Origin of the sequence: Escherichia whittamii (assembly GCF_014836715.1) — a bacterium.
Lineage (GTDB): Bacteria > Pseudomonadota > Gammaproteobacteria > Enterobacterales > Enterobacteriaceae > Escherichia > Escherichia whittamii.
Genome location: NZ_JACSQI010000001.1, coordinates 169,690 through 195,228 on the forward strand (window position 1 = coordinate 169,690; position 25,539 = coordinate 195,228).

General features: G+C 52.6%; 24 protein-coding genes. 13 read left to right on the forward strand and 11 right to left on the reverse strand.

Annotated features, from left to right (window positions below):
• The first annotated feature begins 11 nt into the window (after positions 1-11).
• The 7 genes from surA to H9644_RS00785 are packed head-to-tail and all read left to right on the forward strand — an operon-like array spanning position 12 to position 5,467.
• Positions 12-1,298 (forward strand): peptidylprolyl isomerase SurA, encoded by a 1,287-nt coding sequence (gene surA / locus H9644_RS00755; protein ID WP_000800488.1) that lies wholly within the window; start codon positions 12-14, stop codon positions 1,296-1,298.
• The gene (gene pdxA, locus H9644_RS00760) at positions 1,298-2,287 is read left to right on the forward strand and encodes a 4-hydroxythreonine-4-phosphate dehydrogenase PdxA (protein ID WP_191772716.1); all 990 of its coding nucleotides are present in this window, start codon (positions 1,298-1,300) and stop codon (positions 2,285-2,287) included. The genes surA and pdxA overlap by 1 nt, the downstream gene beginning before the upstream one ends.
• On the forward strand, positions 2,284-3,105 hold the full coding sequence (gene rsmA, locus H9644_RS00765) for a 16S rRNA (adenine(1518)-N(6)/adenine(1519)-N(6))-dimethyltransferase RsmA (RefSeq protein WP_191772718.1): 822 nt from the start codon (positions 2,284-2,286) through the stop codon (positions 3,103-3,105). The genes pdxA and rsmA overlap by 4 nt, the downstream gene beginning before the upstream one ends.
• 2 nt (positions 3,106-3,107) lie before the next feature.
• Positions 3,108-3,485, forward strand: coding sequence for a Co2+/Mg2+ efflux protein ApaG (apaG, locus tag H9644_RS00770; RefSeq protein ID WP_064525278.1), 378 nt, complete (start codon positions 3,108-3,110; stop codon positions 3,483-3,485).
• Between the two features lie 6 nt (positions 3,486-3,491).
• Positions 3,492-4,340, forward strand: coding sequence for a bis(5'-nucleosyl)-tetraphosphatase (symmetrical) ApaH (gene apaH, locus H9644_RS00775; RefSeq protein WP_064525282.1), 849 nt, complete (start codon positions 3,492-3,494; stop codon positions 4,338-4,340).
• Between the two features lie 24 nt (positions 4,341-4,364).
• Positions 4,365-4,964 (forward strand): DUF4291 domain-containing protein, encoded by a 600-nt coding sequence (locus H9644_RS00780; RefSeq protein ID WP_064525284.1) that lies wholly within the window; start codon positions 4,365-4,367, stop codon positions 4,962-4,964.
• 35 nt (positions 4,965-4,999) lie between these two features.
• Positions 5,000-5,467 (forward strand): hypothetical protein, encoded by a 468-nt coding sequence (locus tag H9644_RS00785; RefSeq protein ID WP_001206978.1) that lies wholly within the window; start codon positions 5,000-5,002, stop codon positions 5,465-5,467.
• A 98-nt stretch (positions 5,468-5,565) separates the two neighbouring features.
• On the opposite strand, the gene H9644_RS00790 is transcribed toward H9644_RS00785, so the two are convergent.
• From H9644_RS00790 to H9644_RS00830, 9 genes are all read right to left on the reverse strand, one after another.
• Positions 5,566-5,703 carry a type II toxin-antitoxin system CcdA family antitoxin gene (locus tag H9644_RS00790; protein ID WP_075331771.1) on the reverse strand — a complete coding sequence of 46 codons (138 nt, stop codon included), beginning with the start codon at positions 5,701-5,703 and terminating at the stop codon, positions 5,566-5,568.
• Between the two features lie 62 nt (positions 5,704-5,765).
• A complete protein-coding gene (gene folA / locus H9644_RS00795) occupies positions 5,766-6,245 on the reverse strand; it encodes a type 3 dihydrofolate reductase (protein ID WP_064525288.1) in 480 nt (159 codons plus the stop codon).
• Between the two features lie 190 nt (positions 6,246-6,435).
• On the reverse strand, positions 6,436-8,298 hold the full coding sequence (kefC, locus tag H9644_RS00800) for a glutathione-regulated potassium-efflux system protein KefC (RefSeq protein ID WP_105289209.1): 1,863 nt from the start codon (positions 8,296-8,298) through the stop codon (positions 6,436-6,438).
• Positions 8,291-8,821 (reverse strand): glutathione-regulated potassium-efflux system oxidoreductase KefF, encoded by a 531-nt coding sequence (kefF, locus tag H9644_RS00805; protein WP_191772720.1) that lies wholly within the window; start codon positions 8,819-8,821, stop codon positions 8,291-8,293. Before kefF ends, kefC begins: the two co-directional genes overlap by 8 nt.
• Before the next feature lie 107 nt (positions 8,822-8,928).
• Entirely contained in the window at positions 8,929-10,260 is a 1,332-nt protein-coding gene (locus tag H9644_RS00810; protein WP_191772723.1) for an MFS transporter, read from the reverse strand.
• 56 nt (positions 10,261-10,316) lie between these two features.
• Positions 10,317-10,604: a ferredoxin-like protein FixX gene (fixX, locus tag H9644_RS00815; RefSeq protein WP_000203741.1), complete on the reverse strand. Its 288-nt coding sequence runs from the start codon at positions 10,602-10,604 to the stop codon at positions 10,317-10,319.
• The gene (locus H9644_RS00820) at positions 10,601-11,887 is read right to left on the reverse strand and encodes an FAD-dependent oxidoreductase (protein WP_191772725.1); all 1,287 of its coding nucleotides are present in this window, start codon (positions 11,885-11,887) and stop codon (positions 10,601-10,603) included. Before H9644_RS00820 ends, fixX begins: the two co-directional genes overlap by 4 nt.
• Before the next feature lie 50 nt (positions 11,888-11,937).
• Positions 11,938-12,879, reverse strand: a complete 942-nt coding sequence (locus tag H9644_RS00825; RefSeq protein ID WP_191772727.1) for an electron transfer flavoprotein subunit alpha/FixB family protein — start codon at positions 12,877-12,879, stop codon at positions 11,938-11,940.
• Between the two features lie 14 nt (positions 12,880-12,893).
• Entirely contained in the window at positions 12,894-13,664 is a 771-nt protein-coding gene (locus H9644_RS00830; RefSeq protein ID WP_064525310.1) for an electron transfer flavoprotein FixA, read from the reverse strand.
• Between the two features lie 472 nt (positions 13,665-14,136).
• Between H9644_RS00830 and caiT the strand changes: the two genes are divergently transcribed.
• The 6 genes from caiT (at position 14,137) to caiE (ending at position 21,545) form a co-directional block, all read left to right on the forward strand.
• Positions 14,137-15,651 (forward strand): L-carnitine/gamma-butyrobetaine antiporter, encoded by a 1,515-nt coding sequence (gene caiT / locus H9644_RS00835; protein ID WP_064525315.1) that lies wholly within the window; start codon positions 14,137-14,139, stop codon positions 15,649-15,651.
• 30 nt (positions 15,652-15,681) lie between these two features.
• Positions 15,682-16,824 carry a crotonobetainyl-CoA dehydrogenase gene (caiA, locus tag H9644_RS00840; RefSeq protein WP_191772729.1) on the forward strand — a complete coding sequence of 381 codons (1,143 nt, stop codon included), beginning with the start codon at positions 15,682-15,684 and terminating at the stop codon, positions 16,822-16,824.
• Positions 16,825-17,210: 386 nt separating this feature from the next.
• Positions 17,211-18,428 carry an L-carnitine CoA-transferase gene (caiB, locus tag H9644_RS00845; RefSeq protein WP_191772731.1) on the forward strand — a complete coding sequence of 406 codons (1,218 nt, stop codon included), beginning with the start codon at positions 17,211-17,213 and terminating at the stop codon, positions 18,426-18,428.
• A gap of 72 nt (positions 18,429-18,500) precedes the next feature.
• Entirely contained in the window at positions 18,501-20,054 is a 1,554-nt protein-coding gene (caiC, locus tag H9644_RS00850; protein ID WP_191772733.1) for a crotonobetaine/carnitine-CoA ligase, read from the forward strand.
• Positions 20,055-20,163: 109 nt separating this feature from the next.
• On the forward strand, positions 20,164-20,949 hold the full coding sequence (gene caiD, locus H9644_RS00855) for a crotonobetainyl-CoA hydratase (protein WP_191772735.1): 786 nt from the start codon (positions 20,164-20,166) through the stop codon (positions 20,947-20,949).
• A 5-nt stretch (positions 20,950-20,954) separates the two neighbouring features.
• On the forward strand, positions 20,955-21,545 hold the full coding sequence (gene caiE, locus H9644_RS00860) for a carnitine operon protein CaiE (protein WP_064525328.1): 591 nt from the start codon (positions 20,955-20,957) through the stop codon (positions 21,543-21,545).
• A 117-nt stretch (positions 21,546-21,662) separates the two neighbouring features.
• Here the strand turns inward: caiE and caiF are convergent, their stop codons facing one another.
• Positions 21,663-22,058 (reverse strand): carnitine metabolism transcriptional regulator CaiF, encoded by a 396-nt coding sequence (caiF, locus tag H9644_RS00865; protein WP_064525331.1) that lies wholly within the window; start codon positions 22,056-22,058, stop codon positions 21,663-21,665.
• Between the two features lie 260 nt (positions 22,059-22,318).
• Positions 22,319-25,537, reverse strand: a complete 3,219-nt coding sequence (gene carB, locus H9644_RS00870; RefSeq protein WP_191772742.1) for a carbamoyl-phosphate synthase large subunit — start codon at positions 25,535-25,537, stop codon at positions 22,319-22,321.
• Positions 25,538-25,539: the final 2 nt, after the last annotated feature.

Here is a 25,539-nt window from a genome sequence, read left to right on the forward strand (position 1 = left end):
ATGGAAAAAGTATGAAGAACTGGAAAACGCTGCTTCTCGGTATCGCCATGATTGCGAATACCAGTTTCGCTGCCCCCCAGGTAGTCGATAAAGTCGCAGCCGTCGTCAATAACGGCGTCGTGCTGGAAAGCGACGTTGATGGATTAATGCAGTCGGTGAAAATGAACGCTGCCCAGGCAAGGCAGCAACTTCCTGATGACGCTACGCTGCGCCACCAAATCATGGAGCGTTTGATCATGGATCAAATCCTCCTGCAGATGGGGCAGAAAATGGGGGTTAAAATCTCCGATGAGCAGCTTGATCAGGCGATTGCCAACATTGCCAAACAGAACAACATGACGCTGGATCAGATGCGCAGCCGTCTGGCTTACGATGGTCTGAACTACAACACCTATCGTAATCAGATCCGCAAAGAAATGATTATCTCGGAAGTGCGCAACAACGAAGTGCGTCGTCGCATCACTATCCTGCCACAGGAAGTTGAAGCTCTGGCGCAGCAAGTCGGTAATCAAAACGATGCCAGCACTGAGCTGAACTTAAGCCACATCCTGATCCCGCTGCCGGAAAACCCGTCTTCTGAGCAGGTGAATGAGGCGGAAACTCAGGCGCGAGCCATTGTCGATCAGGCGCGTAACGGTGCTGACTTCGGCAAACTGGCTATCGCTCACTCTGCCGATCAGCAAGCGCTGAACGGCGGTCAAATGGGCTGGGGCCGTATTCAGGAGCTGCCGGGGATCTTCGCCCAGGCATTAAGCACCGCGAAGAAAGGCGACATTGTTGGCCCAATTCGTTCCGGCGTTGGCTTCCACATTCTGAAAGTTAATGACCTGCGTGGCGAAAGCAAAAATATCTCGGTGACCGAAGTTCATGCTCGCCATATTCTGCTGAAGCCGTCGCCGATCATGACTGACGAACAGGCCCGCGTGAAACTGGAACAAATTGCTGCAGATATCAAGAGCGGTAAAACCACATTTGCTGCGGCAGCGAAAGAGTTCTCTCAGGATCCAGGCTCTGCTAACCAGGGCGGTGATCTCGGCTGGGCTACACCAGATATTTTCGATCCGGCCTTCCGTGACGCCCTGACCCGCCTGAACAAAGGTCAAATGAGTGCACCGGTTCACTCTTCATTCGGCTGGCATTTAATCGAACTGCTGGATACCCGTAATGTCGATAAAACCGACGCGGCGCAGAAAGATCGTGCATACCGCATGCTGATGAACCGTAAGTTCTCGGAAGAAGCAGCAAGCTGGATGCAGGAACAACGCGCCAGCGCTTATGTGAAAATTTTGAGCAACTAATGGTTAAACCCCAACGTGTTGTGATCACTCCCGGCGAACCCGCCGGGATTGGCCCGGACTTAGTTGTCCAGCTTGCACAACGAGAGTGGCCGGTAGAACTGGTTGTTTGTGCCGATGCCACTCTCCTTACCGAACGGGCAGCGATGCTCGGTTTGCCGCTCACCCTCCGCCCTTATTCCCCCGACTCCCCTGCGCAACCACAATCTACGGGAACGCTGACGCTACTTCCTATTGCACTACGCGCACCTGCCACTGCGGGACAATTAGCAGTTCAGAATGGGCATTATGTGGTGGAGACGCTGGCGCGAGCCTGCGACGGTTGCCTGAAAGGTGAATTTGCCGCGCTGATCACCGGGCCTGTGCATAAGGGCGTCATTAACGACGCTGGCATCCCGTTTACCGGTCATACCGAGTTTTTCGAAGAACGCTCGCAGGCGAAAAAAGTGGTGATGATGCTGGCGACCGAAGAACTTCGCGTGGCGCTGGCAACAACGCATTTACCGCTGCGCGATATTGCTGACGCCATCACCCCTGAGCTTCTGCACGAAGTGATTGCTATTTTGCATCACGATTTGCGTAGCAAATTTGGTATTGCCGAACCGCGCATTCTGGTCTGTGGGCTGAATCCGCACGCGGGCGAAGGCGGTCATATGGGTACGGAAGAGATAGACACCATCATTCCCGTTCTCGACGAGTTCCGGGCGCAAGGGATGAAACTCAACGGGCCGTTGCCTGCCGATACCCTGTTTCAGCCGAAATATCTCGACAACGCCGACGCTGTGCTGGCGATGTACCACGATCAGGGTCTTCCCGTGCTAAAATACCAGGGCTTCGGGCGCGGTGTGAACATTACGCTGGGCCTGCCCTTTATTCGCACATCAGTGGACCACGGCACCGCGCTTGAACTGGCGGGACGTGGCAAAGCCGATGTCGGCAGTTTTATTACGGCGCTTAATCTCGCCATCAAAATGATTGTTAATACCCAATGAATAATCGAGTCCACCAGGGCCATTTAGCCCGTAAACGCTTCGGGCAAAACTTTCTCAACGATCAGTTCGTGATCGACAGTATTGTTTCTGCCATTAACCCGCAAAAGGGCCAGGCAATGGTCGAAATCGGCCCCGGTCTGGCTGCTTTAACCGAACCGGTTGGCGAACGACTGGACCAGCTGACAGTCATCGAGCTTGACCGTGACCTGGCAGCGCGCCTGCAAACGCATCCGTTCTTAGGCCCGAAACTGACTATTTATCAGCAGGATGCGATGACCTTCAACTTCGGTGAACTGGCAGAGAAAATGGGCCAGCCGCTGCGTGTTTTCGGCAACCTGCCGTATAACATCTCCACGCCGTTGATGTTCCATCTGTTTAGCTATACTGATGCCATTGCCGACATGCACTTCATGTTGCAAAAAGAGGTGGTGAATCGTCTGGTTGCAGGACCGAACAGCAAGGCGTATGGTCGATTAAGTGTCATGGCGCAATACTATTGCAACGTGATCCCGGTGCTGGAAGTGCCGCCATCAGCCTTTACACCACCACCCAAAGTGGATTCCGCCGTCGTACGTCTGGTTCCGCACACGACGATGCCTTATCCGGTTAAAGATATTCGCGTGTTGAGTCGTATCACCACTGAAGCCTTTAACCAGCGTCGTAAAACCATTCGTAACAGCCTCGGCAACTTGTTTAGCGTCGATGTGTTAACGGGAATGGGGATCGACCCGGCGATGCGAGCGGAAAATATCTCTGTCGCGCAATATTGCCAGATGGCGAACTATCTGGCGGAGAACGCGCCTTTGCAGGAGAGTTAACGATGATCAATTCGCCCCGAGTGTGTATTCAGGTTCAAAGTGTTTACATTGAAGCGCAATCTTCACCTGATAATGAACGTTACGTTTTTTCTTATACTGTAACCATACGCAACCTGGGGCGAGCGCCAGTGCAGTTGTTGGGGCGTTACTGGCTGATCACCAACGGCAATGGCCGTGAAACCGAAGTCCAGGGCGAAGGTGTGGTGGGCGTCCAGCCGCATATCGCCCCTGGCGAAGAATACCAGTACACCAGCGGTGCGATTATTGAAACGCCGCTGGGCACCATGCAGGGTCACTACGAAATGATCGATGAAAACGGCGTTCCGTTCCGCATCGATATTCCCGTATTCCGACTCTCCGTTCCAATACTCATTCATTAAAATAATATGGCGACATACCTTATTGGCGATGTTCATGGCTGTTACGATGAACTGGCAGCATTGCTACACAAAATAGAATTTACCCCTGGGAAAGATACCCTCTGGCTGACGGGTGACCTGGTCGCGCGCGGCCCTGGTTCGCTGGAGGTCCTGCGCTACGTGAAATCCTTAGGCGATAGCGTGCGTCTGGTACTGGGCAATCACGATTTACATCTTCTGGCGGTATTCGCCGGAATCAGCCGCAACAAACCGAAAGATCGCCTGACTGCGCTACTGGAAGCGCCTGATGCCGATGAGCTGCTTAACTGGCTGCGCCGTCAGCCTTTGCTGCAAATCGATGAAGAAAAAAAACTGGTGATGACCCACGCGGGGATCACGCCGCAGTGGGACTTAGAGACTGCCAAAGAGTGTGCTCACGACGTAGAAGCGGTGTTGTCGAGTGACTCCTATCCTTTCTTCCTTGACGCCATGTACGGCGACATGCCGAATAACTGGACGCCAGAGTTACGTGGTCTGGCGCGACTGCGTTTTATCACCAATGCCTTTACCCGTATGCGCTTTTGCTTTCCGAACGGCCAACTGGATATGTACAGCAAAGAGTCGCCGGAAGAAGCCCCTGCCCCACTGAAACCGTGGTTTGCGATTCCTGGCCCTGTCGCTGAAGAATACAGCATCGCCTTTGGTCACTGGGCATCGCTGGAAGGCAAAGGTACGCCGGAAGGTATTTACGCGCTGGATACCGGCTGCTGCTGGGGTGGGTCATTAACCTGCCTGCGCTGGGAAGATAAGCAGTATTTTGTCCAGCCGTCGAACCGACATAAGGATTTGGGTGAGGGAGAGGCGGTCGCGTCTTAACTAATTACCATTCAGGGAGGAATAATGGCTGACTATTTTGAAATATGTGCTGATTACAATCAGCACACCATCACGGTTTATCAGGCTTACAATGATGCAATCGCTGACGTCGCCGTACGTAACGGGCGATTTGGCGCACCTTTTTCATTCAACCGCATGACCTGGATTAAACCCTCTTTTATGTGGATGATGGAGCGTAGCAACTGGGGACTGAAAAAAGATCAACAACGCATTCTCGCAATCCGAATCAAACGCACCTTCTTTGATACATTGCTGGAACAATCGGTGCTAACCACGCCGGAAGCCCATGTCTATCCACATGCAGGAATTTGGGAAACGTTATTTGCACAAGCAAATGTGTATGTTCAGTGGGATCCAGAACGCAGCATAAATGGTAAAAAACTGGAGCACCGATCATTACAGCTTGGTATTTCTCGTAACTTGATCAGTCAATTTAACGAAGACGCGATTGTTGCCATTGATGATCTGACGCCGCTGGTGCGAAAGTGTCATAACCTTTTGATAAACGGCAAAACAACACAGGCGAAATCCTTCCTGCCGCCAGAAAAAATTTACCCTGTTAGTGCAGCTGCGAGAAAGGCTTTGGGAATGAAAAATTCCTGAGACAAATACGCGCCTATTTAGCGGAAAATATCTAAGTGCGAGAAATCAACAGCGGGCTTAATACCAGAGAAATTATTCTGGCAATGATTGACGAAGCAGATGAACCCCCATTTGCTGAGCAGCGGACCTGGCATCGCAGGCGAATCGCTTTTCTATGTGATTGCATCAGCGTTGCAGTCGACTACGGCTTCTTCTGTTCTGTCTCTCAGCAGTCAATAATGAACATAACCAGGATGGCTGACGATGTATGGATAACAGAAAGTAAAACGACCCAACTCATTGATATTTGGCAACAACTTAAGCAGCTTTATCCGCCAGAAACTATTCCCTACGCCCAGAAGTTACCCACTAAAGAATTGCTTGAACTGCTACTTTCGAGTCCTGATGATCTTCGAATAATTGAAATTCCTGACATCATCGGTGATGTTTTTGATGACCAAACCTGGATTCGGTTATTCAAAAAACACTTTGCTGATGTTATTCAACTACGATGTGATCTGTAACAATCCAAAATACATCGCCAGACGATAGACCAAAAAGTAAGTATTTAGCAGATACTCAACATTCTGACCTCTTTACAGAAATAGCAGAGTTTAAAAACTTAAAACTTCCGGTACTCATCAGAGAAACATCCTGTTTCTTCTGCAAGTTCATTTAATGCCGAGATGGCATCCTCGTTTACTTCATTCCACTGTAGAGTGGCTTGAGGGTTTAGACCTACGCAATGAGCGCGACTCACAAAATCGCGCTCACTGGTAAAATCAAACGTCTTATCGTTCAATTTGTAGTCCTGGCAAAAACTTACCGCCGCTCCAGAATCTCAAAGCAATAACTATGAGAGTTCTGCGCATCGGCGTCGTGGAATTCGCTGAATACCGATTCCCAGTCATCCGGCTCGTAATCCGGGAAATGGGTGTCGCCTTCCACTTCCGCGTCGATATGCGTCAGATACAGTTTTTGCGCTTTCGGCAGGAACTGCTCATAAACGCGACCGCCACCAATCACCATAATTTCCGGAACATCACCGCATGCCGCGATGGCTTCATCAACTGACGTCACCCACGTTACGCGATCGTCCGTCCCCGGCTGGCTGCTAATGACAATATTCTTGCGTCCAGGTAGCGGGCGGCCGATGGATTCCCAGGTATGGCGGCCCATAATCACAGGTTTATTTAAGGTGTTACGTTTAAACCAGGCGAGATCGGCAGGCAGATTCCAGGGCATGGCGTTTTCCATGCCGATAACGCGATCTACCGCTAGCGCCGCAATCAAACTGATCATTGAAATTTCCCGATATAAAAAATTGTCGTCACTATACGTAAAGCGTAAACCTTCGTCGACTGGCGAGAGGATGATGTTGAGGAAAATTTTTATTTTGCTGGCGAGTCCATAATCTGTTCGTGGACTCGCCGCATTACAATGAAATAAAAACAAATAGTTAGCTGTAAAGCGTGATTTACGTCACTCTTTATTAGGATAAGGGTTTAGTTTCCGGTTCATCCGCCATATTACCGGTATGTTTCCCTTCTTCGGTTCCCTGCCAGCCATGCCGTTGAATTAATGACAGATGTTCGCGATCCTCAGTGATGATTTCGCTCAACATCGCGCTGGTGCGTTTATAAACCGCCGCGCGGGCTTTGGTGTCGTTTTCGCCCATCGCCATCTCTTCCACCATCTGAATATTAAAGCGGCGGAACACATCCGCACGTTCTCGCGCTTCATATGGCCCCAGCCCTAAACTTTCCAACGCCAGGCGCCCGGTTTTCAACGCGCCTTCAAAGGTTTCACGCTCCGGCTTTTCAACACCAGCCTGGCGCAAACGGATGTAGTGGTCGACATCGCGGGCGCGGGCAATAATCTGCAAATGCGGGAAATGCTCCTTCACCATCTCGGTCAGTTGCAGGTTAGTTTGCGGATCGTCAATGGCGTTAATCAGCACTTCCGCTTTCGCCGCACCCGCAGATTCCAGTAAATCCATCCGCGTGGCATCGCCGTAAAACACTTTCATGCCAAATTTACGCAAGGTTTCTATATGGTCCGGGTCGTGATCGAGTACCACCATTTTCACCCCGCTGGAGAGCAGTAAACGTCCGGTGATCTGCCCAAAACGCCCGAATCCGGCAATGATTACCCGCGGCTGTTCTTCGTCGATCTCATCGGCTTCGCGCTCCTCTTCAGTAGAAGATTGCTCAAGGCGATTGAGGATCACCAGCAGAATCGGTGTTGCCGCCATCGACAGCGCCACCGCCAGAGTCAGTGATTTCGCCCACTCCGGCTCCAGCACATTCGCCATCTGCGCCGCACCAAATACCACAAAGGCAAACTCACTGCCCTGCCCTAACAACACTGCAAACCAGCGACGCTGTTTATTCGGCACCTGCAACGGTCGGGCAATCAGCCACAACATGGCGATTTTGATGATGAGGAAGCCGAGCAAAAGAATCACAATACGCAACGGATTTTCAATCAGCGTACCAAAGTCTATCGACATGCCAACGCCAATGAAAAACAGTCCCAGCAGCAAGCCCTTGAACGGTTCAATATCGCTTTCCAGTGCATGACGATATTCCGAGCTTGCCAGCAATACGCCCGCCAGAAACGCGCCCATCGCCATCGACAGGCCGACCTCTTCCAGCAGCAAACCAAAGCCAAACACGAGGAATAATGCCACGGCGCTGAACACTTCCCGCAAGCCAGAGCGCGCGACAAAGCGCAGCGCCGGACGCGTGACATAACGCCCCAGCAATACCACCAGCACCAGCGCGCCCACCACTTTTAATGCCGACAGGGCAAATGCGCCCAGCGTGGTCGAGGCACTGCTCGCCGCCAGTAGCGGGATCATCGCCACCAGCGGGATCGCGGCGATATCCTGGAACAGCAGCACCGCAAAGGCGCTGCGGCCCATCTGTGTTACCGTCAGGTTGCGCTCATTCATCGCCTGCATGGCAATCGCTGTTGAGGAGAGCGCCAGGGTCATGCCAATCAGTTCCGCTATCTGCCAGCGCATGCCGAGGAACATGCAGAACAGCCCCAGCAGGCCACCGCAAATCAGCATCTGCAATGCGCCACCGCCGAACACTGCCGCACGCAGCTTCCACAACCTTTGTGGATCGAGTTCGAGGCCGATAATAAACAGCATCAGCACCACGCCGATTTCGGCAAAGTGGAGGATAGATTCGGCATCAGTCACCAGCCGCAGCCCCCACGGGCCAATAATGCAGCCTGCAATCAGGTAGCCAAGTACCGAGCCAAGCCCAAGGCGTACCGCAATGGGTACAATCAGCGCCGCCGAACCGAGATAAATCAGCGCCTGAATAAGCGTATGGCTATCCATGATGTGCCTCCTGCCATTCCAGCAGACGTTGCTTATAGTGGCGCGCCTGCCCTTCGAGAGTTTCGTCGTCATAAATAAAGGTGCAGTGCATGGCAAACGGTGGCAGCCAGTTCAGGCCGCAGTAGATTGCCGTCGCCTGTAGTGGCTGTGACAGCACATCAAAACCCGGATGCGCGCCAATCTCAAAATGGCTTTCCCCACCGCCGGTCGTCACCGCCCACAGCAAATGTTTGCCATGCAGCGCCGTGCCACCGTGACCGTAAGCCCAGCCGTGCGAGAAAACTTTATCGATCCACAATTTGAGGAGCGGTGGAATGCTGTACCACTGCATCGGGTGTTGCCAGACAATCAGATCGGCGCGAGACAGCGCCTCCTGCTCGGCGGCAATATCGATATTGAAGTCAGGATAGAGTTGATAAAGAGAGCGAATTTCGACGCCTTCCAGCGTCCTTGCCTGTTCAAGCATCCGTCTATTCGCATGGGAATGATGCGGATACGGATGCGCATAAATTATTAGGATCATAGTTAGCCTGCGCAATTACGCCTTTGTTTTCCCACAAAGTGTAGTCACATATTCACGCGGCTTATAGTCAATAATATTGATTCAGAAAAGAGAGAAATCTGAATAAATTACCCCGCTCGCTGCCTGCGAATCGTCATATTGCTGGTCTGCGCCAGTGACATCCCACGCGTTTCCGGGGCAAATGCTATAGAAATCAGCAGGCCAAATAGCGAGATACCCGCGCCCATCAGCATCGTGTTACTGATGCCGTAATTATTGATAAAGATCGGCAGCGCCCAGGTCGAAATAATCGTACCGATACGGCTCAGAGACATAATCACGCCCACGGCAGAGGCGCGGATATCCGTCGGGAAGAGTTCATTAGGATAGAGCCACTGCAAATTACCCGGCCCGCCGGAGAAAAAGGCGTACACCGCAAAGGCCATCACTACCAGCCAGATCCCCATATCCGGGATCAGCCCCAAAACCGCCAGCGCCAGCGTCATCATGGCAAAGCTGCCAATCAACAATGGACGCCGTCCGGCAGTGTTAAGCCACAGCATCGGCGGAATACAGCCGAGCATAAAGAACAGGCTAATCACCACGTTTCCCAGCGCCGCGTTTTTGCCGACGCCCAGCCCCAGAAGACCGACGATTTGCGGACCAAAGGTGTAAATGGCGAACATCGGAATCACCTGGCAGGTCCAGATGGCGGCAACAAACAGGACAAACGGAAAGTGGCGGCGATTAAACAGATCGCGAAAACGAGTTTGCTGCGGTTGCTCTTCATCGAAAGCCACCGGTTCGCCAAACAGTTTGATCATCATCTCTTCGCACTCTTTCACTCGCCCTTTGCGTAGCAACCAGCGGGGAGATTCAGGCAGTTCAAATCGACCAATCAAAATCAACAAACACGGGATTGCCGCGCTACCCAGCATCCAGCGCCAGCCGCCTTCCACGTCATACAGCCAGTAACCGACCAGATCGGCGCAGGTCGCGCCGACATACCACATAGCGGCGATAAAGCTGATAGAGAACGCCCGCTGACGGGTACTGGAGAATTCGGTGATCATTGAGGTGGCGATGGGATAATCCGCACCGATAACAATGCCGATGAGTACCCGCATCACCAGCAGTTCGACGGGGGATGAGACAAACATCGTCGCTACCGATATCACGCCGATGGCGATGATATCGATGAGAAACATTTTACGCCGTCCGACTTTATCGGAGATATAGCCAAACAGCGATGTGCCAACGAAAAGCCCGGCGAGCGTTCCCGCGCCCAGCAGGCCAATCCAGTCAGCGTCCAGTTTCAGCGCCGGAGTCAGTTGCTCCAGCGCCACGCCAATCATTACCAGTACATAACCATCCAGAAACGGACCACCGCTTCCCCACAGCAAAATGCGGCGGTGAATAGAGGAGAATTTGAGATCGTCAAAGTTTCTGGACGGTTGCATGGGTTATTCCTGTTTTTGCAATGAGAGTCAGTACGGCGTTACTTATCAAACCAACATCAGCCGTAACGAAACTCCACACCAAAGGTGCCGCGCGGGTATTCCCACTGCTCCAGCGCTGACCCCAGTCCCAGAATGCGACAGGTGCCGCACTCCAGACATCCGGCGTAATCGAAGCGTACGCTGCCGTCATCCTGCTTCTTGTACAGACCTGCGGGGCACGCTTTCACCAGCAGCTCCAGCGCCTGTTTATCGGCATCGGCCTTCACAACAATGTGCGGATGCTCTTCATCGACATTGAATTTATTGACGCCCAGTTTGACGTCCACATTGACGGGAGAAGTCATAAAACGGTCACTCCTTTCATGCCATCCTTGAGCAGATTGATGAAACCTACTTTCTTGCCGTGGCGGAGGATTTTCTTGCGCATCAGTTCCGGCGCACTGCCGTTAATGGTGAACAGGTCACGCGCCACACCCACCGCCAGTTCCGGGTAGCCGCTAAACATGCGTGGGTTATCAAGGAACGCCGGTAGTTTTTGGTACATGCGCATATCGCGCAGCGGGCCACTCTCCAGATGCTGACGATATTCCGCCAGTTTCTGCTTACTGAAATCGTCGCTTTTCATCGCTGAAAGCACAGTTTTTGCTGCCGCTTCCCCGGCGGCAATCGCCAGATCCATACCGCGAATGGTAAAACCGAGGTTCATACACATTCCGGCGGCATCACCGGCAATCAGCACGCCGTCACCGACCAGCTCCGGCAGCATGTTGATGCCTGCTTCCGGCACTACGTGAGCGGAATATTCCACCAGCTTGCCGCCCGCGATCAGCGGTGCAACTGCCGGATGCTGTTTGAAATCTTCCAGCATTTGCGGCACCGATTTTTTCGCGTCATGCAGATGATGCAGACCACAAACCAGCCCCAGCGACAGGGTATTTTCATTGGTATAAAGGAAGCCGCCGCCCATCAGGCCATCGGTGGGAGAACCCGCAAACAGGCAAGCCGCGCCCTGATTACCCTGCAACTGAAAACGGTCTTCGATAACTGACTTCGGTAACTCAATCAATTCCTTCACGCCAACCGCTACATCCGTCGGTTTAACGCGTTTTGCCATCCCCAGCTTTTCGGCAAGAATAGAGTTCACCCCGTCGGCAAGGATCACCGTTTTCGCTTCAATCACATCGCCATCGGCTTCTACGCCGACAACTTTGCCATCACGCTGCACGAGGTTATCGACGCGAATCCCGGTAATTACCTGCGCGCCGGCCTCTTCGGCCTGCTCCATCAGCCAGGCATCAAATTTACTGCGCAAAACAGAGTAAGAACGCTGGGATGGTGAGGTTTCGTCGCCATTGCAGTAGTCCATGGTCATCGCTGACTTTTCCGTCATAAACGCGAGTTTTTCATGAGTGATCAGGCGTTCAACAGGCGCGCTTTCGGCGAAACCAGGAATAATGTGTTCCAGACTGTGGGCATAGAGACGCCCGCCAGTAACGTTCTTGGCACCTGCGGAATTGCCTCGCTCGATAACTAACACTTGCGCCCCTTCGCGGGCGAGCACCAGTGCGGCAACCGAACCGGCAAGCCCAGCACCGACGATGATGGCGTCAAAGATATCTTCGGACATAAGAGCTCCCTGTCAGCGGCAGGGCCGAAATACAGCCCTGCCAGAGTGGATCAACGCGCTAAAGCTGCGGTCAGCGCCGGAAGGATCTTCACGGCGTCGCCAACAATGCCGTAATCCGCGTACTGGAAGATCGGCGCATTTTTATCTTTATTGATGGCGAAAATGGTTTGCGACGCGTTAGCGCCCACCATGTGCTGGATCTGCCCGGAGATCCCCACCGCCAGGTACAGCTCAGGTTTCAACATCAGGTTGGAGATACCGACATAGCGTTCGTGCTCCATCCATTTTTCGTTTTCCGCCACCGGTCGAGAACAGGCCAGCTCCGCGCCTATCGCCTGGCAAAGTTGCTCTGCCAGCGCAATGTTTTCTTTGCTGCCAATACCGCGACCGACGCTGACCACCAGACGGGCTTTGTCGAGATCGACACTGTTGCTCTGGCGCGCCTGCGTTGCCGTGCGGGTAACCGCCACAGCCGGAGCCTGCCACTCAACGGTGTGCGTTTCGCCAGTACGTGATGCATCCGGCTGAGTCGCATCGAACGTGCCGCTGCTAATGGTCAGTACCGCATACGGTGTGGCAATCCGCTCTTCGCCAATCGCCAGACCGCCGTAAACCATGTGTTTCACCGTCGCTTTACCATCCTGCACGCTGACGGTGCTGGCATCGTTAGAAACCGCCGCTTTAAGGCGATAACCCAGTTTCGCCGCCAGTAATTTGCCACGACGAGTGTTCGGTAGCAGCACCAGGCCGTCCGCGCCGTTCTGGCGAATGGTGTCCGCCATCACTCCTGCGTAATCTTCGATCATCCGATCGTCCGGCTTACCGCTTAATTTCCAGACATGATTAGCGCCGAGCTGGATTGCCAGTGCGCCGTCGGCATCACTCAGGACAAAAGTATTGATTTGATTAGCTAAAGCCTGCGCACCGTTCATCAGTTCCGGCAGACGAGAAGGGGTATCGCTGAATACCCAGACTTGAGAAAACGTGTTCATAGCATCCCCTGTAATTAAATGACTTTGCGAAGATTTTCAGCAAATGCGGCGATCTGTTCTTCGCCGTCGCCTTCAATCACGATGCGCTGACGCTCGCGCTGTTTCGGTGCGGCAACCTGTTGTTCTGACCAGGCTGCCTGCGCGTTAAAACCGATATCCGCCGCCGACCACACCTGGACTGGCTTTTTCGCCGCACCGAGAATGGCTTTCATCGAAGGAATTTGTGGGGAGTTGATATCAGTGGAAACAGCAACAACCGCAGGCAGCGGAATGCTTAAAGTTTCTGTTTCATCTTCCAGTTCGCGCTCAACGGTGAGGGTATCTGCCGTCAGGGCGAGAATTTTGCTGACACCGTTAACTGCTGGAATGTTGAGGATTTCGCCCACCAGCAAACTAACCTGCTGGGCATAAAGGTCAGAAGAACCATCGCCGCAGAGGATCAGATCAAAGCCTGCTTTCTGGGCAGCCGCAGCCAGTGCGGTCGCAGTTTGTTGCGGCAGTGCCTGCTCGAACTGATCATCAATCACTACAATCAGTTCATCCGGGCCGCGCGACAACACATCTTTACGCCCTTTGGCGTTGGTCAGAGCTTTACCGCCCACACTTAAGGCCGTCACCTGCGCCTCTGCCGCCTGCTGTTTTAACTGGCAAGCCGCTTCAATAGCGTTCAGATCGTATTGGCTTATTTTCGCATCGGCTTTGCTGAAGTCTAATGAACCATCAGCATTATTGATCGCAATATCCTGTTCATCAGGCACGCACTTATAGCAAGTAATAATCTTCATTGCATCTCCAGAAATCATGAAGGAAACGTCGTTCATATCGGTGGTGTTAATTACAGATATCACGTCCTTTAATTCGGGAATAAAACTTTAATCACCAATATTGAAAATGTCACACGCAGATAAATTCAACTTTCAATATTGTTAAGTTCCTCACCAATATTGAAAACACGACGTAGCAAAAAGAAATTTTCAATATTGTTTTATGGATCACCAATATTGAAAGTCAGATGCTATTTTTTTACTCAAAAATAGCGATATTCAATTGATTAATAATGAATATTCACATCGATATTCGCTATTTTCAGCCAATAACAAAACGTGATAGGCATCACAGAACACAGCCAATTGAATACCCATTATGAGTTAGCCATTAACGCGTCAACGAGGTTAATAATAATTATATTAAATGTTAACAAAAATAAAACAAACGGGAACGCAAAATAAATATTCGTTTTCACAGTGGAATTAACTCATGAAGAATGAAAAGAGAAAAACGGGAATAGAACCGAAGGTATTCTTTCCGCCGTTAATAATTGTTGGCATACTCTGTTGGCTTACAGTCAGAGATCTGGATGCGGCTAATGTCGTTATTAATGCCGTATTCAGTTACGTCACCAATGTATGGGGATGGGCGTTTGAATGGTATATGGTGGTGATGCTTTTCGGCTGGTTCTGGCTGGTGTTTGGCCCGTATGCCAAAAAGCGTTTAGGTAACGAACCACCCGAGTTCAGCACCGCCAGTTGGATCTTTATGATGTTCGCCTCCTGTACGTCTGCTGCCGTACTGTTCTGGGGATCAATTGAGATCTACTACTACATCTCCACGCCGCCATTTGCTTTAGAACCAAACTCTACTGGTGCAAAAGAACTGGGGCTGGCTTACAGCTTGTTCCACTGGGGACCTCTGCCGTGGGCCACTTACAGCTTCCTTTCAGTCGCCTTCGCTTACTTCTTCTTTGTCCGCAAAATGGATGTGATTCGCCCCAGCTCTACCCTCGTACCACTGGTTGGCGAAAAACACGCCAAAGGGCTGTTTGGTACTATCGTCGATAACTTCTATCTGGTGGCGCTGATCTTCGCAATGGGCACCAGCCTGGGTCTTGCCACACCGCTGGTAACCGAGTGTATGCAGTATCTGTTTGGTATTCCGCATACTCTGCAACTGGACGCCATCATCATTACCTGCTGGATCATCCTCAACGCTATCTGCGTAGCCTGTGGTCTGCAAAAAGGGGTAAAAATCGCCAGCGACGTGCGCAGCTATCTGAGTTTCCTGATGCTCGGCTGGGTATTCATCGTCAGCGGTGCCAGCTTCATCATGAACTACTTCACCGACTCGGTGGGGATGTTGCTGATGTATCTGCCGCGCATGTTGTTCTATACCGATGCCGTTGGCAAAGGTGGCTTCCCGCAGGGTTGGACCGTGTTCTACTGGGCGTGGTGGGTAATTTACGCCATCCAGATGAGTATTTTCCTGGCCCGTATTTCCCGTGGACGTACCGTGCGTGAACTGTGCTTTGGTATGGTGATGGGCCTGACAGCATCCACCTGGATCCTGTGGACCGTGCTCGGCAGTAACACTCTGCTGTTGATGGATAAAAACATCATCAACATTCCAAACCTGATCGAACAGTACGGTGTGGCGCGCGCCATCATCGAAACCTGGGCCGCTCTCCCACTCAGCACCGCCACCATGTGGGGCTTCTTTATTCTCTGCTTTATTGCCACCGTTACCCTGATTAACGCCTGCTCTTACACCCTGGCGATGTCTACCTGTCGCGAAGTGCGCGACGGTGAAGAACCGCCGCTGCTGGTGCGTATCGGCTGGTCAATTCTGGTAGGCATTATCGGCATTGTTCTACTGGCGCTCGGCGGCCTGAAACCGATTCAAACCGCCATTATCGCCGGAGGATGCCCGCTGTTCTTCGTCAACATTATGGTGACGCTCTCCTTTATTAAAGACGCGAAACAGAACTGGAAAGATTAATTAACCCCCAAAATATCAAGAGGTTGAAAGATGGATTTTAATTTGAATGATGAGCAGGAACTGTTTGTCGCCGGTATCCGCGAGTTGATGGCCAGCGAAAACTGGGAAGCCTATTTTGCCCAGTGCGACCGTGACAGCGTCTACCCGGAACGTTTTGTCAAAGCACTGGCAGATATGGGTATCGATAGCCTGCTGATCCCGGAAGAGCACGGTGGTCTGGATGCGGGATTCGTCACTCTTGCCGCTGTGTGGATGGAACTGGGTCGTTTGGGGGCGCCAACCTACGTGCTGTACCAGCTGCCGGGCGGGTTTAACACCTTCCTGCGTGAAGGCACCCAAGAGCAGATCGACAAGATTATGGCGTTTCGCGGCACCGGTAAGCAGATGTGGAACTCAGCGATTACCGAACCGGGCGCGGGCTCCGACGTGGGTAGCCTGAAAACGACTTATACCCGTAGAGATGGTAAGATTTACCTCAATGGTAGTAAGTGTTTTATTACCAGTAGCGCCTACACCCCGTACATCGTGGTGATGGCGCGCGACGGGGCTTCTCCGGACAAACCTGTCTACACCGAATGGTTTGTTGATATGAGCAAACCGGGCATCAAAGTGACCAAACTTGAGAAGCTCGGCCTGCGTATGGATAGCTGCTGTGAAATCACCTTTGACGACGTGGAACTGGACGAGAAAGACATGTTCGGTCGGGAAGGTAATGGCTTTAACCGCGTCAAAGAAGAGTTCGACCACGAACGTTTCCTGGTAGCCCTCACCAACTACGGTACTGCGATGTGCGCCTTTGAAGATGCGGCGCGCTACGCCAACCAGCGTGTGCAGTTTGGCGAGGCTATTGGCCGTTTCCAGTTGATTCAGGAAAAATTCGCCCATATGGCGATCAAATTAAACTCCATGAAAAACATGCTGTATGAAGCAGCGTGGAAAGCAGACAACGGCACCATCACCTCTGGCGATGCGGCGATGTGTAAATACTTCTGCGCCAACGCGGCGTTTGAAGTGGTGGACAGCGCAATGCAGGTGTTGGGCGGTGTCGGGATTGCGGGCAACCACCGCATCAGCCGCTTCTGGCGTGACCTGCGTGTAGACCGCGTCTCCGGGGGATCTGACGAAATGCAGATCCTGACGTTGGGTCGCGCGGTGCTGAAGCAATACCGCTAAGTCCGTGCGCTGCCTGATGCGCTTCGCTTATCAGGCCTACAGGACCATGCGTATTTTCACGCAAGGTGCGGTGTTCGTAGGCCGGATAAGGTGTTTATACCGCATCCGGCAACCGTGCGCCGCTGCCTGATGCGACGCATGCCGCGTCTTATCAGGCCTACGGGACCATGCGTATTTTCACGCAAGGTGCGGTGTTCGTAGGACGGATAAGGTGTTTACACCGCATCCGGCAACCGTGCGCCGCTACCTGATGCGACGCTTGTCGCGTCTTATCAGGCCTACAGGGCCATGCGTATTTTCACGCAAGGTGCGGTGTTCGTAGGCCGGATAAGGCGTTTACGCCGCATCCGGCAATCATGCGCTACATAAATTTTTCAGGAGCTAATATGGATCATCTACCGATGCCGAAATTCGGACCGCTGGCTGGATTACGGGTTGTCTTCTCCGGTATTGAAATCGCCGGGCCGTTCGCCGGGCAAATGTTCGCAGAATGGGGGGCGGAAGTTATCTGGATCGAAAACGTCGCCTGGGCCGACACCATTCGTGTTCAACCGAACTACCCACAGCTTTCCCGCCGCAATTTGCACGCACTGTCGTTAAATATCTTCAAAGATGAAGGCCGCGAAGCGTTTCTGAAACTCATGGAAACCACCGATATCTTCATCGAAGCCAGTAAAGGTCCGGCCTTTGCCCGTCGTGGCATTACCGATGAAGTCCTGTGGCAGCACAACCCGAAACTGGTTATTGCTCACCTGTCCGGTTTTGGTCAGTACGGCACCGAGGAGTACACCAATCTTCCGGCCTATAACACCATCGCCCAGGCCTTTAGTGGTTACCTGATTCAGAACGGTGATGTTGATCAGCCAATGCCAGCTTTCCCGTATACCGCCGATTACTTTTCTGGCCTGACCGCTACCACTGCGGCGCTGGCAGCACTGCATAAAGTGCGTGAAACCGGTAAAGGCGAAAGTATCGACATCGCCATGTACGAAGTGATGTTGCGTATGGGTCAGTACTTCATGATGGATTACTTCAACGGCGGCGAAATGTGTCCGCGCATGACCAAAGGTAAAGATCCCTACTATGCAGGTTGCGGTCTGTACAAATGTGCCGACGGCTACATCGTAATGGAACTGGTGGGCATTACTCAGATTGCAGAGTGCTTTAAAGATATTGGCCTCGCGCATCTGCTTGGTACGCCGGAAATCCCGGAGGGCACCCAGCTTATCCACCGTATCGAATGCCCTTACGGTCCGCTGGTAGAAGAGAAACTCGATGCCTGGCTGGCGGTACACACCATCGCGGAAGTAAAAGAACGCTTTGCCGAGCTGAATATCGCCTGCGCCAAAGTGCTGACTGTACCGGAACTGGAAAGCAATCCACAGTACATCGCCCGTGAATCAATCACCCAGTGGCAAACGATGGATGGTCGCACCTGCAAAGGCCCGAACGTGATGCCAAAATTCAAAAATAACCCTGGCCAAATCTGGCGCGGAATGCCGTCGCACGGCATGGACACGGCGGCCATTTTGAAAACCATCGGCTACAGCGAAAACGACATTCAGGAGTTGGTCAGCAAAGGTCTGGCCAAAGTTGAGGACTAAACGCGTGGCGCCAGTCGGCTTGCCTGACTAGCGCCCGCCCAATTACAAACGAACAAAATGGATAGAGGTGCAATGGATATCATTGGCGGACAACATCTACGTCAAATGTGGGACGATCTGGCGGACGTTTACGGTCATAAAACGGCGCTGATTTGTGAATCCAGCGGTGGAGTCGTTAACCAGTACAGTTATCTTGAGCTAAATCAGGAAATTAACCGTACCGCAAACCTGTTTTATGCGCTGGGGATCCGCAAAGGCGACAAGGTCGCGCTACATCTCGACAACTGCCCGGAATTTATCTTTTGCTGGTTCGGGCTGGCGAAAATTGGCGCGATTATGGTGCCGATTAACGCCCGCCTGCTGCGCGAAGAGAGCGCGTGGATCCTGCAAAATAGCCAGGCGTGCCTGCTGGTAACCAGTGCGCAATTTTATCCTATGTATCGACAGATTCAGCAGGAAGATGTCACGCAGCTGCGACATATTTGCCTGACAGATGTGGCGCTTCCCGCTGAAGATGGCACGAGTTCGTTTATTCAACTAAAAGATCAACAACCTGCCACTTTGTGCTATGCACCGCCGCTATCAACCGACGATACGGCGGAAATCCTCTTTACCTCCGGCACCACCTCCCGACCGAAAGGGGTGGTGATTACCCATTACAACCTGCGCTTCGCCGGATACTACTCAGCCTGGCAGTGCGCCCTGCGTGACGATGACGTCTACCTGACGGTGATGCCTGCGTTTCATATCGATTGCCAGTGTACTGCGGCGATGGCGGCGTTTTCTGCCGGAGCCACCTTTGTGCTGGTCGAGAAATACAGCGCCCGCGCCTTCTGGGGACAGGTACAGAAGTACCGTGCCACCGTCACCGAATGTATTCCGATGATGATCCGTACGTTGATGGTGCAGCCGCCTTCTGCGAACGATCGACAACACTGCCTGCGGGAAGTGATGTTTTATCTCAACCTGTCGGAGCAGGAAAAAGACGCCTTTTGTGAACGCTTCGGCGTTCGCTTGCTGACGTCTTATGGGATGACGGAAACCATTGTTGGCATTATCGGCGATCGCCCCGGCGATAAGCGTCGCTGGCCGTCAATTGGTCGTGCAGGTTTTTGCTACGAAGCGGAGATCCGCGACGATCACAATCATCCGCTCCCGGCGGGAGAGATCGGCGAAATCTGCATTAAAGGCGAACCGGGGAAAACCATCTTCAAAGAGTACTTTCTCAACCCGCAAGCCACAGCCAGAGTCCTGGAAGCCGATGGCTGGCTGCATACTGGCGATACAGGATACCGCGACGAAGAGGGCTTTTTTTACTTCGTCGATCGTCGCTGCAATATGATTAAACGCGGTGGGGAGAATGTCTCCTGCGTGGAGCTGGAAAATATTATCTCCGCCCATCCGAAAATTCAGGACATTGTGGTTGTTGGTATTAAAGATTCTATTCGCGATGAAGCTATCAAGGCCTTTGTGGTGCTGAATGAAGGTGAAACATTGAGTGAGGAAGAATTTTTCTGCTTCTGTGAACAAAATATGGCGAAATTTAAAGTGCCATCTTATCTGGAGATCAGAAAAGATCTGCCACGTAATTGCTCGGGGAAAATAATCAGAAAGAATCTGAAATAAACATAATGGCAGGGAATTATCCTGTCAGACAATAATCACGCTCTAAAATAATATGCATTTTTTTGCAGGGATGTCGTCGTCCCTGAAAAAGTAAAAATGGAGAAAAGGAATGAGTGAATCATTACATCTGACCCGCAATGGATCAATTCTGGAAATTACCCTTGATCGCCCAAAAGCGAATGCTATTGATGCAAAAACCAGCTTTGAGATGGGCGAAGTATTTCTTAATTTCCGTGACGATCCGCAATTGCGTGTCGCTATTATTACCGGAGCCGGAGAGAAATTCTTCTCTGCCGGCTGGGATTTAAAAGCGGCAGCAGAAGGCGAAGCGCCGGATGCTGACTTTGGGCCTGGCGGTTTTGCAGGATTAACCGAAATTTTCAATCTGGATAAACCGGTCATCGCTGCCGTGAACGGCTACGCTTTTGGCGGCGGCTTTGAACTGGCGTTGGCGGCAGATTTTATTGTCTGTGCGGAGAACGCCAGCTTCGCCCTGCCGGAAGCCAAACTGGGTATTGTCCCGGACAGCGGCGGCGTGCTGCGCCTGCCGAAGATCCTGCCGCCTGCCATTGTCAATGAAATGGTGATGACCGGCAGACGGATGAGCGCAGAAGAGGCGCTGCGCTGGGGGGTAGTCAACCGCGTGGTTAGCCAGGCGGAACTGATGGACAACGCCCGTGAACTGGCACAGCAGCTGGTTGACAGCGCCCCACTGGCGATTGCGGCACTGAAAGAGATTTATCGCACTACCAGCGAAATGGCGGTAGAAGAAGCGTATCGCTATATTCGCAGCGGCGTGTTGAAACACTATCCATCGGTTCTGCATTCGGAAGATGCCATTGAAGGGCCGCTGGCGTTTGCCGAGAAGCGTAATCCGGTGTGGAAAGGACGTTAATAACCGTGAGCTATTACGCCTTTGAGGGATTAATTCCGGTGGTTCACCCGACGGCGTTTGTCCATCCCAGCGCGGTGTTAATTGGCGATGTGATTGTGGGAGCCGGTGTTTACATCGGTCCCCTCGCCTCACTGCGCGGTGATTACGGACGGTTGATTGTGCAAGCGGGAGCCAATATTCAGGACGGCTGCATCATGCACGGCTACTGCGCCACAGACACCATTGTGGGGGAAAACGGTCATATCGGTCATGGTGCAATCCTGCATGGCTGCGTGATTGGTCGTGATGCATTGGTCGGGATGAACAGCGTGATTATGGATGGCGCGGTCATTGGCGAAGAGAGCATTGTTGCCGCCATGAGCTTTGTCAAAGCGGGCTTTAGTGGCGAGAAACGCCAGTTGTTGATGGGTACGCCAGCCCGCGCGGTGCGCAGTGTTAGTGACGACGAGCTACACTGGAAACGGTTGAATACCAAAGAGTATCAGGATCTAGTTGGGCGCTGCCATACAGCGTTACATGAAACGCAGCCATTGAGGCAAATGGAGGAAAATCGCCCCCGTTTGCAGGGGACGACGGATGTGACGCCAAAGCGATAGCTGTCGGATGCGGCGTAAACGCCTTATCCAACCTGGCTGGAAAACACCCCGTAGGCCGGATAAGATGCGCCAGCATCGCATCCGGCGAACTGGCCGCGCGGTATCAAGGAGATTAAATTAACGACGCATGCTCTTCGACAACATCATCTGCCACTTCTGCTCGCGGTTAAGTTCCGTGAGCGGAACAGCTGGAATACGCGGCGTCTTTCTTACACCGACTAATTTTTCCCGACTGTTATTGCGCAGGCGCGCGTAAATTTGCTCATCGATATCGACCACTTTTACCAGTCGCTGACACTGGCATCCCCGTCCTTCCAGCTTATTAGGGATCATCTTAACTTCGCAGCTTATTTCTGTGACTTCCGACAGAATATAAGTCAGGGTATTAATCGCCTTGCTGTGTTCAATATCGAAATGAATAGAGATCTCTCTTGCTATCACCCAACGATTTTCAGCCATCATCCATTCGGCGATTAACAAATAGAGTGGTTTTTCAACACATCCTTCACACATACGAACTCCAGTTTCACAAATTAAAAGACTGGCTATGACTCGTTTTGAAGCAATTAAACAAAGCCATATTAAAATTGTGGATATATCGATAGTATGCAACCTAACGAAGGATTAGTGTGAGCAAAATCCTGCTTACGCCATCAAAAATATGAATTCCAACAAAGTTTTGCTTTACAGGTAAAAAAAACGGTCCTCTTTCGAGAACCGTATTAGTTATTCGATCAAAATGGCGGATAAAACATATCCGCCATCACACGCTATTATTTGATCTGTGCGTGCATTTCCTGCACCGAAATAACTTTTTCGGTCGCATCGGCATTCAGCGCCATCGCGGTGGCGAAACCGCCGTTCAGCGTGGTGTCGTAATGCACTTTATATTGCAGCGCACTGCGACGAATCACGCGGGAGTCTTCTATCGCGCGGCGACCTGAAGTGGTGTTGATGATGTAGGTGTATTCGCCATTCTTAATACGGTCCTGAATGTGCGGACGACCTTCATGCACTTTGTTTACCAGACGCGGATTGATACCCGCTTCGCCCAGCACAATCGCCGTACCGTGGGTTGCATCCAGCTCGAAGCCCTGTTTCAACAGTTTTGCTGCCAGATCCACCACGCGCTCTTTGTCGCCTTCACGCACAGAGAGCAGCGCACGGCCCTGTTTCTTCATGGTGGAGTTGCTGCCCAGCTGCGCTTTGGCAAACGCTTCAGCGAAAGTGCGACCGACGCCCATCACTTCCCCGGTAGAGCGCATTTCTGGCCCTAACAGCGGGTCAACGCCCGGGAATTTGTTGAACGGCAGCACCACTTCTTTCACCGAGTAATACGGCGGGATGACTTCTTTGGTCACGCCCTGCTCGGCCAGCGTTTTGCCTGCCATTACGCGCGCTGCCACTTTCGCCAGCGGTACGCCGGTGGCTTTGGAGACGAACGGAACGGTACGCGCCGCACGCGGGTTAACTTCAATCAGGTAGACTTCGTTGTTTTTCACCGCAAACTGCACGTTCATCAGGCCGCGCACCTGCAATTCGAAGGCCAGTTTCTGCACCTGTTGGCGCATCACATCCTGAATTTCCTGACTTAAGGTGTAGGCTGGCAGAGAACATGCAGAGTCACCGGAGTGCACGCCCGCCTGCTCGATGTGTTCCATTATGCCGCCAATCAACACCATTTCGCCGTCGCAGATGGCGTCCACGTCCACTTCTACCGCGTCATCAAGGAAGTGGTCCAGCAGTACCGGAGCATCGTTAGACACGCTCACCGCCGTCTGGAAGTAGCGACGCAGGTCGGCTTCATCGTAGACGATTTCCATCGCCCGACCGCCGAGAACGTAAGACGGGCGCACCACCAGCGGGTAGCCAATCTCTTTCGCCTTCTCTACTGCCATCTCAATAGCGGTAACGGTAGCGTTAGCTGGTTGCTTCAGTTTCAGACGGTCAACCGCATGCTGGAAGCGTTCACGGTCTTCTGCACGGTCGATAGCATCCGGGCTGGTGCCAATAACCGGCACGCCAGCGGCTTCCAGCGCGCGTGCCAGTTTCAGCGGGGTCTGACCGCCGTACTGGACGATAACGCCTTTCGGCTTCTCGATACGCACGATTTCCAGCACATCTTCCAGGGTTACCGGCTCGAAGTAGAGACGGTCTGAAGTGTCGTAGTCGGTAGAAACGGTTTCCGGGTTACAGTTAACCATAATGGTCTCAAAACCGTCTTCACGCAGCGCCAGCGAGGCGTGTACGCAGCAGTAGTCGAATTCGATACCCTGACCGATACGGTTCGGGCCGCCGCCAAGGACCATGATTTTGTCACGGGTGGACGGGTTGGATTCGCACTCATCTTCGTACGTGGAGTACATGTATGCCGTGTCGGTGGCGAATTCTGCCGCGCAGGTATCCACACGTTTGTAGACCGGGTGCAGGTTGTACTGGTCACGAAGCTTGCGGATTTCCGCTTCGCGCACGCCCGCCAGTTTAGCCAGACGCGCATCGGCAAAGCCTTTGCGTTTTAGCTGGCGCAGGAAGTCCGCGTCGAGGCCGTTGATACCAACTTCCGCCACTTTCTCTTCCAGGCGCACCAGTTCTTCAATTTGTACCAGGAACCAGCGGTCAATGTTGGTCAGGTTAAAGACGCCATCGACAGACAGGCCCGCGCGGAAAGCATCGGCGATGTACCAGATACGCTCTGCGCCTGCATCTTTCAGTTCGCGGCGGATTTTGGTCAGGGCTTCCGGATCATCAAGGCTCACTTTCGGATCGAAACCAGTCGCACCGACTTCCAGACCGCGCAGGGCTTTTTGCAGGGATTCCTGTTGCGTGCGACCAATCGCCATCACTTCACCAACCGATTTCATCTGGGTGGTCAGACGGTCGTTCGCACCTGCGAATTTCTCGAAGTTGAAGCGAGGAATTTTGGTCACCACGTAGTCGATGGACGGCTCGAAGGAGGCCGGAGTACGCCCGCCAGTGATGTCGTTCATCAGTTCGTCGAGGGTGTAACCAACCGCCAGTTTCGCCGCCACTTTGGCAATCGGGAAGCCGGTCGCTTTTGAAGCCAGCGCCGAAGAACGCGACACACGCGGGTTCATTTCGATAACAATCAGACGACCGTTTTTCGGGTTAACCGCAAACTGGACGTTGGACCCGCCAGTTTCAACGCCGATTTCACGCAGCACCGCCATCGAGGCGTTACGCATGATTTGATATTCTTTGTCAGTCAGCGTCTGGGCTGGTGCCACGGTGATGGAGTCACCAGTGTGGATGCCCATCGCATCGAAGTTTTCGATAGAGCAGACGATGATGCAGTTGTCGTTTTTATCACGCACAACTTCCATCTCGTACTCTTTCCAGCCGATCAGCGACTCATCAATCAGCAGCTCTTTGGTTGGGGAGAGATCCAGACCGCGGGCGCAAATTTCTTCAAATTCTTCGCGGTTATAGGCGATACCGCCACCGCTACCGCCCATGGTAAAGGATGGGCGAATAATGCACGGGAAGCCAACGTCAGCGGCAACCGCCAGGGCTTCTTCCATCGTGTGTGCGATACCAGAACGCGCGGTTTCGAGGCCGATTTTCTTCATCGCAACATCGAAACGGCGGCGGTCTTCTGCTTTATCAATCGCGTCGGCGGTAGCACCAATCATGGTGACGCCGAACTCTTCCAGCACGCCCTGACGCTCAAGTTCCAGCGCGCAGTTCAGCGCCGTTTGGCCGCCCATCGTCGGCAGCACCGCGTCCGGACGCTCTTTTTCAATAATCTTGCGTACCACTTCCCAGTGAATCGGCTCGATGTAGGTCGCATCGGCCATTTCCGGGTCGGTCATGATGGTCGCAGGGTTGGAGTTCACCAGAATGACGCGGTACCCCTCTTCGCGCAGGGCTTTACATGCTTGTGCGCCAGAGTAGTCAAACTCACACGCCTGACCGATAACAATCGGGCCCGCACCCAGAATCAGGATACTTTTTATATCTGTACGTTTTGGCATGG

Bases quoted from the DNA above. Each gene is read 5' to 3' on its own strand.
- H9644_RS00820 (WP_191772725.1), bottom strand. From the start codon at position 11,887: ATGTCCGAAGATATCTTTGACGCCATCATCGTCGGTGCTGGGCTTGCC.
- fixX (WP_000203741.1), bottom strand. From the start codon at position 10,604: ATGACTTCTCCCGTCAATGTGGACGTCAAACTGGGCGTCAATAAATTC.
- H9644_RS00810 (WP_191772723.1), bottom strand. From the start codon at position 10,260: ATGCAACCGTCCAGAAACTTTGACGATCTCAAATTCTCCTCTATTCAC.
- H9644_RS00780 (WP_064525284.1), top strand. From the start codon at position 4,365: ATGGCTGACTATTTTGAAATATGTGCTGATTACAATCAGCACACCATC.
- H9644_RS00825 (WP_191772727.1), bottom strand. From the start codon at position 12,879: ATGAACACGTTTTCTCAAGTCTGGGTATTCAGCGATACCCCTTCTCGT.
- H9644_RS00830 (WP_064525310.1), bottom strand. From the start codon at position 13,664: ATGAAGATTATTACTTGCTATAAGTGCGTGCCTGATGAACAGGATATT.
- apaH (WP_064525282.1), top strand. From the start codon at position 3,492: ATGGCGACATACCTTATTGGCGATGTTCATGGCTGTTACGATGAACTG.
- caiD (WP_191772735.1), top strand. From the start codon at position 20,164: ATGAGTGAATCATTACATCTGACCCGCAATGGATCAATTCTGGAAATT.
- kefC (WP_105289209.1), bottom strand. From the start codon at position 8,298: ATGGATAGCCATACGCTTATTCAGGCGCTGATTTATCTCGGTTCGGCG.
- pdxA (WP_191772716.1), top strand. From the start codon at position 1,298: ATGGTTAAACCCCAACGTGTTGTGATCACTCCCGGCGAACCCGCCGGG.
- carB (WP_191772742.1), bottom strand. From the start codon at position 25,537: ATGCCAAAACGTACAGATATAAAAAGTATCCTGATTCTGGGTGCGGGC.
- caiC (WP_191772733.1), top strand. From the start codon at position 18,501: ATGGATATCATTGGCGGACAACATCTACGTCAAATGTGGGACGATCTG.
- folA (WP_064525288.1), bottom strand. From the start codon at position 6,245: ATGATCAGTTTGATTGCGGCGCTAGCGGTAGATCGCGTTATCGGCATG.
- caiB (WP_191772731.1), top strand. From the start codon at position 17,211: ATGGATCATCTACCGATGCCGAAATTCGGACCGCTGGCTGGATTACGG.
- surA (WP_000800488.1), top strand. From the start codon at position 12: ATGAAGAACTGGAAAACGCTGCTTCTCGGTATCGCCATGATTGCGAAT.
- kefF (WP_191772720.1), bottom strand. From the start codon at position 8,821: ATGATCCTAATAATTTATGCGCATCCGTATCCGCATCATTCCCATGCG.
- apaG (WP_064525278.1), top strand. From the start codon at position 3,108: ATGATCAATTCGCCCCGAGTGTGTATTCAGGTTCAAAGTGTTTACATT.
- caiA (WP_191772729.1), top strand. From the start codon at position 15,682: ATGGATTTTAATTTGAATGATGAGCAGGAACTGTTTGTCGCCGGTATC.
- caiF (WP_064525331.1), bottom strand. From the start codon at position 22,058: ATGTGTGAAGGATGTGTTGAAAAACCACTCTATTTGTTAATCGCCGAA.
- caiT (WP_064525315.1), top strand. From the start codon at position 14,137: ATGAAGAATGAAAAGAGAAAAACGGGAATAGAACCGAAGGTATTCTTT.
- rsmA (WP_191772718.1), top strand. From the start codon at position 2,284: ATGAATAATCGAGTCCACCAGGGCCATTTAGCCCGTAAACGCTTCGGG.